Annotated in this window: 13 protein-coding genes and 1 pseudogene; 12 read left to right on the forward strand and 2 right to left on the reverse strand. The window is 75.0% G+C overall.

All coding sequences use genetic code 11. The annotated features are described in order from the left end of the window. Nucleotides 1-119 precede the first annotated feature (119 nt). The 3 genes from ACIF8T_RS12310 (at nucleotide 120) to ACIF8T_RS12320 (ending at nucleotide 3,305) form a co-directional block, all read left to right on the forward strand. Entirely contained in the window at nucleotides 120-752 is a 633-nt protein-coding gene (locus tag ACIF8T_RS12310; protein WP_400033986.1) for an aerial mycelium formation protein, read from the forward strand. Between the two features lie 132 nt (nucleotides 753-884). Continuing rightward, entirely contained in the window at nucleotides 885-2,141 is a 1,257-nt protein-coding gene (locus ACIF8T_RS12315) for a GNAT family N-acetyltransferase (protein WP_400033988.1), read from the forward strand. A 255-nt stretch (nucleotides 2,142-2,396) separates the two neighbouring features. Continuing rightward, nucleotides 2,397-3,305: a winged helix-turn-helix domain-containing protein gene (locus tag ACIF8T_RS12320; protein ID WP_400033990.1), complete on the forward strand. Its 909-nt coding sequence runs from the start codon at nucleotides 2,397-2,399 to the stop codon at nucleotides 3,303-3,305. A gap of 16 nt (nucleotides 3,306-3,321) precedes the next feature. Here ACIF8T_RS12320 and ACIF8T_RS12325 read toward each other — a convergent pair whose 3' ends face one another. Then, entirely contained in the window at nucleotides 3,322-3,510 is a 189-nt protein-coding gene (locus ACIF8T_RS12325) for a hypothetical protein (protein ID WP_400033992.1), read from the reverse strand. 222 nt (nucleotides 3,511-3,732) lie between these two features. Between ACIF8T_RS12325 and ACIF8T_RS12330 the strand changes: the two genes are divergently transcribed. The 6 genes from ACIF8T_RS12330 to ACIF8T_RS12355 all read left to right on the forward strand — a co-directional run bounded on the left by ACIF8T_RS12330 (nucleotide 3,733) and on the right by ACIF8T_RS12355 (nucleotide 10,452). Continuing rightward, nucleotides 3,733-4,614 (forward strand): GntR family transcriptional regulator, encoded by an 882-nt coding sequence (locus ACIF8T_RS12330; protein WP_400033994.1) that lies wholly within the window; start codon nucleotides 3,733-3,735, stop codon nucleotides 4,612-4,614. Continuing rightward, entirely contained in the window at nucleotides 4,611-5,372 is a 762-nt protein-coding gene (locus tag ACIF8T_RS12335) for an HAD family hydrolase (RefSeq protein WP_400033996.1), read from the forward strand. The genes ACIF8T_RS12330 and ACIF8T_RS12335 overlap by 4 nt, the downstream gene beginning before the upstream one ends. Nucleotides 5,373-5,682: 310 nt before the next feature. Beyond that, nucleotides 5,683-6,720 carry an aminoglycoside phosphotransferase family protein gene (locus tag ACIF8T_RS12340; RefSeq protein WP_400033998.1) on the forward strand — a complete coding sequence of 346 codons (1,038 nt, stop codon included), beginning with the start codon at nucleotides 5,683-5,685 and terminating at the stop codon, nucleotides 6,718-6,720. A 67-nt stretch (nucleotides 6,721-6,787) separates the two neighbouring features. Continuing rightward, nucleotides 6,788-7,678, forward strand: a complete 891-nt coding sequence (locus ACIF8T_RS12345) for an ATP/GTP-binding protein (protein ID WP_400034000.1) — start codon at nucleotides 6,788-6,790, stop codon at nucleotides 7,676-7,678. A gap of 53 nt (nucleotides 7,679-7,731) precedes the next feature. Beyond that, the gene (locus tag ACIF8T_RS12350; protein WP_400034002.1) at nucleotides 7,732-8,364 is read left to right on the forward strand and encodes a TetR family transcriptional regulator; all 633 of its coding nucleotides are present in this window, start codon (nucleotides 7,732-7,734) and stop codon (nucleotides 8,362-8,364) included. Between the two features lie 51 nt (nucleotides 8,365-8,415). Beyond that, on the forward strand, nucleotides 8,416-10,452 hold the full coding sequence (locus ACIF8T_RS12355) for a HelD family protein (RefSeq protein WP_400034004.1): 2,037 nt from the start codon (nucleotides 8,416-8,418) through the stop codon (nucleotides 10,450-10,452). 56 nt (nucleotides 10,453-10,508) lie between these two features. On the opposite strand, the gene ACIF8T_RS12360 is transcribed toward ACIF8T_RS12355, so the two are convergent. Next, on the reverse strand, nucleotides 10,509-11,417 hold the full coding sequence (locus tag ACIF8T_RS12360) for an NAD(P)-dependent oxidoreductase (RefSeq protein WP_400034005.1): 909 nt from the start codon (nucleotides 11,415-11,417) through the stop codon (nucleotides 10,509-10,511). A gap of 37 nt (nucleotides 11,418-11,454) precedes the next feature. Between ACIF8T_RS12360 and ACIF8T_RS12365 the strand changes: the two are divergent. The 3 genes and pseudogenes from ACIF8T_RS12365 to ACIF8T_RS12375 form a co-directional block, all read left to right on the forward strand. Beyond that, nucleotides 11,455-11,793: pseudogene (locus ACIF8T_RS12365) on the forward strand (winged helix-turn-helix transcriptional regulator); the annotation flags it as partial. 323 nt (nucleotides 11,794-12,116) lie between these two features. Then, nucleotides 12,117-12,677 carry a helix-turn-helix domain-containing protein gene (locus ACIF8T_RS12370; protein ID WP_400034007.1) on the forward strand — a complete coding sequence of 187 codons (561 nt, stop codon included), beginning with the start codon at nucleotides 12,117-12,119 and terminating at the stop codon, nucleotides 12,675-12,677. 77 nt (nucleotides 12,678-12,754) lie between these two features. Then, a complete protein-coding gene (locus ACIF8T_RS12375; protein WP_400034009.1) occupies nucleotides 12,755-13,396 on the forward strand; it encodes a hypothetical protein in 642 nt (213 codons plus the stop codon). Nucleotides 13,397-13,534: the final 138 nt, after the last annotated feature.

Raw genomic sequence — 13,534 nt, forward strand, 5'->3', positions numbered from 1 at the left:
CAGATTTATTGCGCCTTAACCCCCCATCCGGGGCCTATCGGGGTCACTCGGTCACATGGGGGCTACTCGGGGTGGCACGATGCCTTTCCACACGCCGGTCGAGGGGACGGTTGAGACACATGAGCACATCGAGTACCGGGCAGCAGCCTGTGGCTCTCTCGTGGGCCCACGCGGGGGCCGGGGACCTGGAGTACCACCGGCCGCCCACGCAGCGCACGGACAGCCCGCCCATGCCCGAGGCGACGCCCGGGCCCGGCCTGACCGGGCTGAGCCTGGCCGAGCTGCGCGTCCTGCGCCGCGAGGCCCAGCGCGACGAGGCGGACCTCAGTTACGTACGGCGGCTGCTCCAGGGGCGCATCGACATCCTGCGCGCCGAGCTGGCGCGGCGCGCGCCGGCCGGTGCCGCCTCCGTGGCCGCGCCGGCGGAGGCGTCCGTGGTCGAGCGCCTGCCGGAGATCCTGCGGGACGCGCCCGCCCGGCAGCGTTCCTCCGCCCGGCACGTGACGCTGGGCACCCCGCACGGCGAGGAGTACCGGCGGCTGGCCGCCGAGATGCTCGGCGAGGTGGAGCTGTCCGACCTGGGCGCCCGCACGGACGCCGAGCTGACCGCCGGGATGGGGCGGCTGGTGCGCTACGAGCAGCAGGTCTCCCGGCGGCGGCAGAAGCTCCAGCGCACGGCGGACGACTGCAGCGCGGAGATCGCCCGCCGGTACCGCGAGGGGGAGGCGCAGGTCGACGACCTGCTCGCGTGACGCCCACGGCCCGGTGACCCCGGGCCGTGCGTGCCGCGGTGGCCGGCCGTGCGTGCCGCGGTCGCCGGGCGGGCCCGCCGGCGCCGGGAAAATCCCGCGACCGGGGCGCTCCCGCCGCCCTACCGTGCCCCCATGACCCGCCGCGCCGACCGCATCGACGTCCGCCCGATCACCGAAGCCGAGCTCGCCGACTGGAACCGCGCCCTGAACACCGGTTTCCTGCGCGAGCCCACCACCGGACCGGAGGCCCTCGAAGGCCGCCGCCGGCAGTTCGTCCCCGGGAGGCTGCTCGGCGCCTTCGACGCGGGGCGCTGCGTGGCGACGTTCCGCTCCTTCGCGCAGGAGGTGACCGCCGTCGGCGGCGCGCCCGTCCCGGCCGACGCGATCTCGAACGTCACGGTCAGCCCCACCCACCGCCGCCGCGGACTGCTCACCCGGATGATGACCGCGGACCTGGCGGCCGCCAAGGAGCGCGGGGACGTGGTCGCGACCCTGATCGCCGCCGAGTACCCGATCTACGGCCGGTACGGCTTCGGCCCGGCCGCCTGGATGTCCGAGTGGACGATCGACGTGCCGCGCACCGGCCTGGACCCCCGCTGGGCGGGCCCGCGGGACGGCGGCCGCATCGACCTCGTGGACGCCGAGGACGTGCGCGAGCTCGGTCCCGAGCTGCACGGACGGCTGCGCAGGGCCCAGCCGGGCGCCGTCAGCCGGGACGGGCTGTGGTGGCAGCTGAACACCGGGGCCGTACGGTTCGACTCCTCGTGGACCGAGCCCTTCTACGCCGTGTACCGGTCCGCGTCCGGCGAGGTCGAGGGTCTGGTGTCCTACGAGGCGGACGACGCGTGGGGCGATGCCAAGCAGCCGCTGAACACGGCGACCGTCAACTGGCTGATCGGGGTGACGCCGGCCGCCGAGCGCGCCCTGTGGCACTACCTGTGCTCGATCGACTGGATCGTGAGGGTGAAGAGCGGCGCGCGCGCCCCCGACGACCTGCTGCCGTTCTTCCTGCCGGACCCGAGGGCGGCCAGGATCACCACGCAGGCGGACTGGCTGTGGGTGCGGATCCTGGACGTCGTGAGGGCGCTGGAGGCGCGGACGTACGGCGGGGCGGGCGTGCTGGTGCTGGAGGTCGTCGACGAGGACGGCGTCGCCGGCGGGCGGTTCCGGCTGGAGGCGGCGCCGGACGGGGCGTCGTGCACGCCGACCGCCGGGAGCGCGCACCTCGCGCTGCCCGTCGGGGAGCTGGCGACGCTGTGGCTGGGCGACGAGTCGGCGGTGCGGCTCGCGGCGCTCGGCCGGGTGCGGGAGGAACGAGCGGGCGCCGCCCGTCAGGCCGACGCCCTGCTGCGCACGTCCAGGCGGCCGTGGTGCCCGGACCTGTTCTGAGCCGTGCTCCCTGCTGCCGGCGACGGGGCGCTCGTCCGTGGCGAGCGTGCGGGCGCGGTGGTGCCGGCCGGCCGGGCTCCCGGCTCCCCTCCGGAGGGAAGCCCGGTCCGTCCTGTGCTCGCCAACCTCCAGGAAGCGTGGCCACGTTCCTGAAGTTGGCGACCAACTCGCTTGTGGTCATCTCCTTCCGGAAGCGGCTCATAACCACCTTTCCGTGAACTGCCGCGGGATGACGGGGAGTTGTACGGTGGGCCCGTGGACCCGGAACACGCCTCGACCACCGGGCGGAAGAGGCCGCAGCCGCCACGGACGACCCCGAGCGAGGTGGCCGACGAACTGCGTGCCCGGATCAGGTCCGGGGTGCTGCGACCGGGGCAGCGGATGCCCACGCAGGCCCGGCTGGCCCACGAGTTCGGTGTGGAGCGCGGGGTGGTGCGCCGTGCGCTGCGCATCCTGCAGGCGGAGCAGTTGCTCACCGACGTCTCCCGGGGCAGCCCGGCGACCGTCGCCCCCGGCCCCGGCGGGGCGCCGACCGGCCCCGCCGCCCCGCCGCTGCCCACCACGGCGGCCCTGGCCCCCCGGATCGCCGCCGCCTTCGCCGCGGACCACGTCGAGATCGACGCGGTGTGCCTGACCTCGATCTCCCTCACGCTCGCCATGGGCGAACCGCTGCGCCGGATCCACGCCGGGGAGCTGAGACCGGCCCAGGTCGACGTCCGGGTCCTGCTGCCCTCCCGCGACATCGACCTCGCCTTCCCGGTGCCGGTCGACGCCCGGGGCGACGACGAGGAGGCGGTGCACCGGCGGTGGCTGACCCAGCGCAACGCCCAGGGGCAGGTGCTGCGGCACAGCCTGCTGGCGCTGCGCGCCACCCACGGCATCGACGTGCGCGTCGCCTTCCGCGCCCTGCCCTTCACCCCGCCCGTCAAGCTGTACCTGCTCAACGGCGCGGAGGCGCTGTTCGCGTACTACACGCTGACCCGCCGCGCGGAGCGGATCGACCACGAGAACCTGGAGATGTACGACGCGCAGGGCGTCCGGCAGACGCTGTTCGCCTTCGCGCGGGGCACCGGCGCGCGGGACACGGCCTTCGTCGAGCAGTCCCGCCGGTGGTTCGACGCGCTCTGGGAGACGATCAGCTCGGAGCTGGTGCTCACCCCCTGACGTCCCCCGCGGCCGGTCACCGGACGGGCGCGGCGACCAGGAGGGCGAGGACCACCGCGCCGGCGGAGCTGACCGCGGGGCTCTTGGCCTTGATGCCCACGGTGAGCAGGAGCAGGCCGACGAGGCCGGCGGTGCCGTACTTCCACTGGACGAGCTGCTCGAAGCCGAGCACGAAGGCGGCGGAGAGCAGGGCGAGGACGGGCATGGTTCCCCCTTCGGTTCTTCCGGCGGGACGTGCGTGGGGGCGGGGCGGCGGGAGCGGCACCCGGGTGGGGCGACTTTCGGTGGTGAGGGTCGTACTCCGGAAGTAAAACTTCCGCCAACTCGACCAAGTTGGTTACCAACTCTGTTTAGGTTGTCCCCATTTGGTCGTCCTTCATAAACAACTCTCCGGCAACTGCCCTTAGATGGGGCAGAGTTGTAGCGTTTGGTCGTGACCCAGGAGAACGTGGCAGTGAACGGCAGCAGGAAGCTCTCGTCCCAGGACATCGCCGACACGCTGCGCGAACGCATCCGCGCCGGCGAGCTCAGGGCGGGCGAGCGCCTGCCCACCCAGGCCGAGCTCGCGGAGGAGTTCGGTGTGGAGCGCGGCACCGTGCGCCAGGCCCTGCGGGTGCTCCAGGAGGACGGGCTGCTGACCCACGTCAGCAAGGGCAGTCCGCCCCGGGTCGCCGAGCCGGCCCCCGAGCGGGGAGAGCCGCAGCCGACGATGGTGGCGCTGGCGCCACGCCTGTCGGAGGCGTTCTCGGCCGAGCAGGTGCGGGTCGACGTCGTCTGCCACACGTCGGAGACCCTGATGCTGGCCCTCGGCGAACCGGTCCGCCTCATCCACGAGGGCCGCATCCGGCCCCGGTCGATCGACGTGCGCGTCCTGCTGCCCTCCCGCGACATCAACCTCGCCTTCCCGGTGCTGGTGGCGGGCGGCGGCGACGACGACCCGGTCCACCAGCGGTGGCTGCAGATGCGCAACGCCCAGTTGCAGGTCCTCCGGCACAACCTCCACGCGGTGCGCGCCACGCACGGCGTGGACGTGCGCGTCACCTTCCGCGCGCTGCCCTTCACCCCGCCGGTCAAGCTGTACCTGCTCAACGGCGAGGAGGCCCTGATCGGGTACTACCTGCTCACCCGGCGCGAGGAGGAGTGGGAGAGCCGGCGGCTGGACATGTACGACGCGCTGGGCTCGCAGTCCCTGCTGTTCTCCTTCGTGCGCCGGGCGGGCCGGCGGGACGCGGCGTTCGTGGAGGAATCGCAGAAGTGGTTCGACGCCCTCTGGGAAACCATCACGACGGACCTGACACTCTTCTCGTGACTCCTGATGCGACGCAGACCGAACGGGTGGCTCCGGTGGCCGAGAGCGCTCCGGACGCACTGCGGGACCTGATCTCACGTGCCCGCGTCGTCCTGTGGGATTTCGACGGACCGATCTGCCGGCTGTTCGCCGGGCACTCGGCGGAGCGGGTGGCCGCCGGCCTGGTGGCCTGGCTGGCCGAGCAGGGCCGGCAGGACCTGCTCACGGACGCCGAGCGGAAGTCGGCGGACCCGCACGCCGTGCTGCGGGCCGTGGACCGCCGCTCGCCGCGCGACGGCGACCGGCCCGCCGACGACGGCTTCGTCGCCGCGCTGGAGGAACGGCTCACCCAGGAGGAACTGCGCGCCGTCCCCAAGGCGATGCCCACCGCCTACGCCGACCCGCTGATACGGACCTGGACGGCCCGGGGCTCCCGCCTGGCGGTCACCACGAACAACTCGCCCCGCGTGGTCCGCACGTACCTGGAGACCCGCGGCCTGCTCGGCTGCTTCGCCCCCCACATCTACGGCCGCACGCGCGACCTCGGCCATCTCAAGCCGGACCCGCGCTTCCTCCACCGCGCCCTGAGCGCGATGGACGCCGAGTCCGGGGACGCGCTGATGATCGGTGACACGCCCTCGGACCTCGAGGCGGCGCGGCGGGCGGGGGTGCCGTTCCTCGGCTACGCCCGCAACGAACGCAAGGAGAGGGCCCTGCGGGAGGCCGGGGCGCGGACGGTGGTCACGTCCCTGGAGCAGATCCTCCAGCCGCTCAGGTGACGTTCCCGCCGCTCCGGCGCACGGGTCCCGCGCGCCGGGGGCACGCCCGGGTGCCGGCCGGACGGCCGTGCCCGGCCCGGGCGCGCCGGGCCGTGACCGGGCCCGGTTGATCCCGGCCGCCGCCGGTCCCGCCCGCACCCCCGGGGAGGGCCCCGCCGACCCGCCGGTGTCCAGCACGTGAGACCCGGTCGGCGCGGCGCGGCGGCGATGCCGGGTCCGCCGTTCCCGGGCGCTAGATTCTGCCGTCATGCCGCCCCGTCAGCCCCGTGGCGCGCGCCGGGCCCTCGTGCACCGCCTCGTGGAGTCCCGTGTGCGGCGAGGCGCCGGTGAGGTGTGCCGGGGCCACCACAACGTCAACCACGTCCTGCCCACCGGCGTGCTGCTGGCGTGCCTGGTCGGCGCCCTGCCGTTCACCCGCTGCAAGTACCGGGTCCCGGTGGCCGCCGTCGAGGTGGCCCCCCGTGCCTGGCCCCGGGAGGGGGACGTGCTGCGGGTGGTCGCACGGCACCTGCCCGAGGTCCCCCGCTTCCTGTGCGACCTGGGCGAGCGCTCCCTGCACGTCTACCGGCCGGGCCGGGCGCTGAGCGAGGAGAACCCCGAGGGGGCCGTCGGCGAGGAGCTGATGCGCTCGTTCGCCGACTTCTTCGTCCGCACGGCGGCCGTCCCCGTGGCGGAGCTGCCGCCGCTGCCGCCGGACTGGCCCGCCGACCGGGACGGCGACGGCTTCCTGCGCCGGCTGGCCGGCTTCACCGACCGGCGCGTGGACCGGGCCAACCGGGAGCGGTTCGGGCCGCTCTTCGACGCCCTCGGCATCCCGGAGGGCGTCATGCTCTCCTTCGTCCGGCGCCACACCGGCCTGACCCCCCGCCCCTTCGCCCTGCTGCACACGGACGTCCACCGGGCCAACGTGGTGCTCCACGGCGGCCGGCTCACCGTGATCGACTGGGAGCTGGCGATGTACGGCGACCCGCTGCACGACCTGGCCACCCACCTGGTGCGCATGGGGTACGGCAAGGAGGAGCAGGCCCGGATGACCCGGATCTGGACGCAGGCCATGCACGCCGCAGGCCACGGCGACCGGACCGCCGGGATCGACGACGACCTGCCCGTCTACCTGGCGTTCGAGTACGCGCAGTCGGTCTTCCCCGACGTCATGCGCGCGGCGCTCGGCCTGCCGGACGCGCCGCGGGAAGCCGACTTCCTGGCCGCGGCCCGCCGTGTCCAGGTCGCCACCGGCCTGGCCCGCCAGCCCTTGCGGCTGATCGACGTCCCCGGCCTCCAGCGGACCGCCGAGGCACTGCGCGCCTGGCACGCGACCGACACCGCACGCCGGCGGGCCCCTTCCTGACGGCCCGTGGGCCGGGCACCATGGGCAGGTCCGGATCACGACCGGGGGCCGGCGGGGGGAGACAGGGGTGTCGGGCAGGAGGCCGCCGCTGGGCGGCAGAGCGGCCGCGCGCTGGGAGCGCGCGGAGTCGGCGGTGACGAAGGCGCTCTTCCTCGCCGTCTTCCTGGTCGGACTGGTCGCGCAGTTCGTGAAGCCGGTCGGGGACGCGCTGGAGGGCAAGGTCTACCTGGGCGGATCGCTGCTCTGCCTGGTGGCGTACGTGCTCTACGCCGAGGTGCAGCGCCTCAACCAGCGGATGGAGCAGCGGGCGCGCCCCCCGGCGGGCGCCCTGGTCAAGCCCGGGGACCTGGAGGCGCCCCTGCGGGAGGCGCTGGAGGCGCGGGGGGAGGTGCACCTGGCGGCGCTGGGGTTCACGGGCGAGACCTTCGTCGAGCACCTCAAGAACATCCTGCCGTCCCTGCCCGAACTGGGCAGGAACGAACAGCGGTCCGTGCACGTACGCGTCCTGGTCCCGGACTTCAGCCGGCCCATCGAACTGCCCGGCCAGGTGGGCGCGGACGGCAGGGCCGGCGACGCCCCCGGCTTCCGGCGGAGCCTGCTGCGCCAGATCGGCGACCACGAGGACAGGCTGGCCGACCAGGCGGAGCGGCTGCCCGCGAACCACCGGGGAACGCTGTCCGTGGAGTTCCGCGTGCTCCACATGTCGCCGTCGCTGAAGCTGTACTTCCTCAACAACGACGTGGTGTACGAGGGCCTCTACGACAAGCTCGAACTGCGCCGCGACACGCTGCTGGACCTGCTGGGCTACGAGTCCCGGCTCGTGCGCTGGCACTGGGGCGACGGCGAGGAGGCCCGGAACGTCATCGTCCGCCGGCGGACGTACTTCGACACGCTGTGGCGTGCGGCGCGCCCGCTGGCCGAGGCCAGGGCGGCGGCCGGGCGGCCCGGCGCCCCCTAGGGAGGCCGGGCCGCGGGCCGCGCGCGGCGGCGCCGTCTGCGTAGGCTCGCGGCATGAGCGAGAGCGGGCTGCGCGAGCGCAAGAGGCAGCGGATGTACCAGGCCGTGTCGGACGTCGCCATCCGGCTGTTCACGGCGCGGGGCTTCGACGCCGTGTCCGTCGCCGAGGTGGCGGCCGCGGCCGAGATCTCCAAGCCGACGCTCTTCCGGTACTTCCCGGCCAAGGAGGACCTGGTCCTGCACCGGATCGCCGACCACGAGGGCGAGGCCGCGCGGGTGGTGCGGCAGGGGCCCGCGCCCGTCGAGGCGCTGCGGCGGCACTTCCTGGCCGGGCTGGAGCGGGCGGACCCGGTCACCGGGCTGAACGACGACCCGGAGGTGCTCGCCTTCCACGGCCTGCTCTACGGGACGCCGTCGCTGGTCGCGCGGCTGTACGCCCACCAGGAGCGGTCCGAGGCCGCGCTCGCCGAGGCGCTGGGCGGCGGCCTGGACGCCCGGCTGGCCGCCGGGCAGATCGTCGCCGTCCAGCGGATCCTCGCGCAGGAGAACTGGCGGCGGATCGCGGCGGGGGAGCGGGTGGCGGACGTCCGGCCGGACGCGGTGGCCGCCGCCGAGCGGGCGTTCGGGCTGCTGGCGGCGGGGCTGCCGGAGTCCGTCCGGGAGCCGCGGGACCGGCACCCGAGGTGAAACAGGGTTAAAAATTTAACTCGGTAACGCAATGGCGGTACGCTCGGTGGAATGACGTCACCCGACCCCGCCCTCCGGCACGCCCTCGCCCTCGAACGCGCCCACCACGACCGCTGCCGCGCCGCCCTCGCCGCCATGGCCGACGGGGCCCACGACCAGGTCGTCACCGGCGAGGACGTCTCCGCCTCCGGGGCGGACGCCGAAGTCCTCGGGCACCGGCTGCGCAGCCGGGCCAAGGAGCTGCGGGAACTGCCCGCAGGACCGCTGTTCTTCGGACGCCTGGACTTCGGGCCGGACGCCCCCGGCCACGCCGGGCAGCGCTACCACGTCGGGCGGCTGCGGATCACCGAGCACCCGGCCGCGCCGCCCCTGGTCGTGGACTGGCGGGCGCCCGTCTCCCGGGCCTTCTACCAGGCCTCCGCCCGCGACCCGCGGGGCGTGGCCGTGCGGCGCCGGTTCGGGTGGGCGCCCGGCAGCCGGGGCGACTCCGCCGATCTGACCGGCCTGGAGGACGAGCACCTCGGCCGGGGCGAGTCGCGGGCCGGCACCCTGGTGGCCCGGGAGATCGAACGGCCCCGCGTCGGACCCATGCGGGACATCGCCGCGACCCTCCAGCCCGAACAGGACGACCTCGTCCGGGCGGACCTGGCGGTGTCCGTCTGCGTGCAGGGCGCGCCCGGCACCGGCAAGACGGCCGTCGGCCTGCACCGGGCGGCGTACCTGCTCTACACCCACCCCCAGCGCATCCGGCGCGGCGGCCTGCTGGTCCTCGGCCCGAACCGCACCTTCCTGTCGTACATCTCCGAGGTGCTGCCCGCCCTCGGCGAGACCGGGGTGCGGCAGTCCACCCTCGCCGACGAGATCGCCCGGCACCCGGTCACCGGGACCGACGACGAGCGGGCCGCCGTCGTCAAGCACGACGCCCGCATGGCCGAGGTGCTGCGCCGGGCGCTGTACGCGCGGGTGCGGGCCGACGTCACCGACTCCCTCGCCGTGCCGGACGGGTCGTACCGCTGGCGGGTGGCGGCGGACGAGCTGGCGCGGATCGTGGCGGACGTGCGGGCCGAGGAGCCGCCCTACGGCGTCGGGCGGGAGCGGGTGCGCAGCCGGGTCGTGCGGTGCCTGCGGGAGCGGGCCGAGCGGCGGGCCGGGCCGCGGAGCACCGCCTGGGTGCGGCGGATCGAACGGGCCCGGCCGCTGACCGCGTACCTCGACGCCGTCTGGCCGCGGGTGCGGCCCGAGGAGGTCGTGGCCGGGCTGCTCGGCGACCCGGCCGCGCTGGCGGCGGCCGCCGGGGGACTGCTGGACGCCGACGAGCAGAAGGCGGTGCTGTGGGCGCGGCCGCCGCGGAGCTGGAAGTCGGCGCGCTGGTCGGCCGCCGACCTGGTCCTCCTCGACGAGGTGGCCGGCCTCCTCGAGCACCCGGAGGGCTACGGCCACGTCGTCGTCGACGAGGCCCAGGACCTGTCCCCGATGGAGTGCCGGGCCATCGCCCGCCGCTCCTCCTTCGGCTCGCTGACCGTGCTCGGCGACCTGGCGCAGGGGACCGCGCCGTGGGCGGCGCGCTCCTGGCCGGCACTCCTGGCGCACCTCGGCCGGCCGGACGCGGCCGTGGTGCCGCTGACCACGGGCTACCGGGTGCCGGAGGCGGTCGTCGCGCTCGCCAACCGGCTGCTGGACCGGCTGGACGTCGACGTGCCCGCGGCCCGGTCCCTGCGCCGGGACGGCGAACTGCGCGTCCGCCGGGCGGCGCCGGACGGGCTGCTCGCCGAGGTGGTGGACGCCGTGCGCGGCGCGCTGGCGCGGGAGGGGTCCGTCGGGGTCGTCGCGGCGGACGCGGACACCGCCCGGGTGCGGGCGGCCCTCGTCGCGGCCGGGCTGCCCGCGGCGGACCCGGACGACCTCGGCGCACGGCTGGCCGTGGTCCCCGCGAGCGCCGTCAAGGGACTGGAGTACGACCACGTGGTGGCCGTCGAGCCGGCGGCGATCGCGGAGGCCGAGGAGCGCGGGCTGCACCGGCTGTACGTGGTGCTGACCCGGGCGGTGTCGCGGCTGGACGTGGTGTGCGGACGGGAACCGCCCTTCTAGGCGCGGCGCACGGGGCCCCGGCGGGTGCGCCGCACAGGGCCCCGACCGGGGGCGCCTCAGTGCCGCCCGATCACCTCCGCGACGCGGACGAACCCGTCCGTGCCGTGCCCCAGCCCGATCGCGCGGCGCGCCATGCCCTCGGCCGCGCGCATCACCCCGGCGTCGATGCCGTGGGACTCGGAGACGTGGACGATGTGCGCCATGGACGACACCGCCGAGGTGAGCGGGTTGCCCTCGCCGGAGTAGGTGCCGTCGGCGACGTCCCGGGCGGTCTCCTCGAAGACGGGCGGCAGGACGGCGCCGATGCCCCGGGCGAAGGGCGCCAGTTCGCGCGCGGTGACGCCCTCGGCCCGGGCGACCGCGAGGGCGTGCGCCCAGCCCGCCATCGCCGTCCAGAAGACGTCGAGCAGGGCGATGTCGAAGGCGGCGGCCCGGCCCGGCTCCTCGCCGAGGTGGGTGTGGGTGCCGCCCAGCGCGTCCCGTACCGGCAGCAGGTCGCGGTACGTGCCCTCCGGTCCGCTGTGCAGGAACACCGCGTCGGGCGTGCCGATGGTGGCCGCCGGGGTCATGATCGCGCCGTCCAGGTAGCGGATGCCGTGCGCGGCGGCCCACGCGGCCGTGTCCCGTGCCCGGGCCGGGGTGTCGGCGGTCAGGTTCAGGACGGTCCGGCCCTCCAGGGCGGCGGTGACCCCGTCGGGGCGCAGGACCGCGTCGACGGCGTCGTAGTTCACCACGCAGACGACGGTCACGTCCGCGGCGGCGGCCGCCTCGGCCGCCGACCGGGCTCCGGCCGCGCCCCGCGCCACGAGCTCGCGGTCCCGTCCCGGGGTGCGGTTCCACACCGTGGTCCGCAGTCCCGCGTCGAGGAGGGCCCCGGCCAGCGCGCGGCCCATGGGGCCGAGCCCGAGGACGGCGACGGCGGGACCGGAATGCCCGGCGGACCTGGCTGTGCTGTACGTGGACACGCTGCAACTCCTCGAGTCGGTAAGAAAAGGGGCGATGATGACGCGCCGGCGGCAGGATCCGAACGTCTGCGGAGTGACGGCCGCGATCGCGGTGATCGACGGCAAGTGGAAGACGGCCCTGCTCTGGCTGCTGGAGTCCGGCCCGCACCGGCCGGGCCACCTGCGCCGGCAACTGCCCGGCCTCACGGAGAAGGTGCTGACCGGGGCCCTGCGGGAGATGGAGGCGGACGGACTGGTGCACCGGGAGGTGTACGACGTCCTGCCGCCGAAGACGGTCTACTCCCTGACCCCCTTCGGCCGGGACCTCTCCGAGGCCCTGGCGCCCCTGTCCGAGTGGGGGCACCGGCGGCTGGAGAGACTGGCCGAACCCGAACCCGAACCCGAACCCGGACCCGGACCCGAGCCCGAACCCGAGGCAGAAGCAGAGGCCGGTGCCGGGACCGCCGGCGCGGGTGCGGCCGTGGGGGCGGCCTCCTGACGAGCGGTCACCTCCGTCCTCCGTTCCGTCCTCCGCGCGTCCCCGGGCTCCGCGCGCTCCGGCCCCGGTCCCTCGCCGACCGCCCGCCACCAGGCTCGCCCGACGGCCGGGCGGTGCCAAGTACCCACAAAAAAGTGGGTGTCCGCCGGGGCGCGACACCACGGCACACTTTTGCAAGCAGGGTGCTTGCAATAGTTAGCGGGGTGCGGCAAGGTGGAGGCATGGCATCGCTCAACGTCGGCAATCTCGGTGAGTACCTGCGCGAGCAGCGGCGCAACGCGCAGCTGTCGCTGCGGCAGCTCGCCGACGCCGCCGGGGTGTCGAACCCGTACCTGAGCCAGATCGAGCGCGGCCTGCGCAAGCCGAGCGCGGAGGTGCTCCAGCAGGTCGCCAAGGCGCTGCGGATCTCCGCCGAGACGCTGTACGTCCGGGCCGGCATCCTCGACGCCGAGCAGGACCGGGGCGAGGTGGAGACGCGGGCCGCGCTCCTGGCCGACCCCACGCTGACCGAGCGGCAGAAGCAGGTGCTGCTCCAGATCTACGAGTCGTTCCGCAAGGAGAACGGGGTCGGGGTCACCGAGGCGGCCGACGCGACCGGGGCCGCCGACGTCACCGGCATACGGACGGTCGCGGACGTGTCGGTCGTCACTGACGCGGCCGGGACCTCCGAGCCCGCCGGGCAGGGCGACAGCCCGGCCGGCACCCCCGGCGGCGACACCGCCGGGCGCCGCTCCCGCACGGTCGGCGGCAGCGACACCGATCCGCAGCAGACGGCCGGTTGAGCCGGACCAGGGCACCGGCCGTCCCGCCGCGGACCAGACCACCCTCAGCCGAACACGAATCCGGGAGGACCATCACCATGGCCATCACCGACGACCTGCGCAAGACCCTGAGCAACCCGACTCCGTTGTACTTCGCCGCCGGAACCGCCGATCTCGCCCTGCAGCAGGCCAAGAAGGTGCCGGCCCTGGTGGAGCAGCTGCGCACCGAGGCCCCGGCCCGCATCGAGGCCGTGCGCAACACCGACCCCAAGGCCGTGCAGGAGAAGGCGACCGCCCGGGTCAAGGAGACGCAGGAGACCCTCCAGACCAAGGTCGGCGAGATCCTCGGCTCGCTCGACGCCGACCTGAAGAAGTTCGGCAGCAACTTCGACGCGGACCTGAAGAAGATCGGCGAGAGCGCCCAGGACCTCGCGCTGCGCGGGGTCGGCGTCGCCGCCGAGTACGCCGTCAGGGCCCGCGAGACCTACGAGAAGGTCGCCGAGCACGGTCAGCAGGCCGTGCGGACCTGGCGCGGCGAGGCCGCCGAGGGCATCGAGGACATCGCCGAGAGCGTGGAGGAGCTCGCCGTGGCGGTGGAGCCCAAGGCCGAGCCGGTCGAGGTCAAGGAGGACCCGGCCGCCGACGCCGCGTCCGCCGACGGGAAGAAGGACGAGGCCAGGAAGGCTCCGGCGGCGCGCAAGGCGCCCGCCAAGAAGACGGCGACCCCGCCCGCCAAGTAGCGGCGACCCCGCCCGGCGACGGGCGGTACGCGGACGGGCCGGGCACTCGGAGGGTGCCCGGCCCGTTGGTACGGGTAGCGGTGCGGCGGTTGCGGGTACGGTGACCGCGTAAGGGACGATCCGAGTCGGGTGGTGGAC

The sequence above is a fragment of the Streptomyces sp. NPDC085946 genome (assembly GCF_044540485.1).
In the GTDB taxonomy this organism is placed as follows: domain Bacteria; phylum Actinomycetota; class Actinomycetes; order Streptomycetales; family Streptomycetaceae; genus Streptomyces.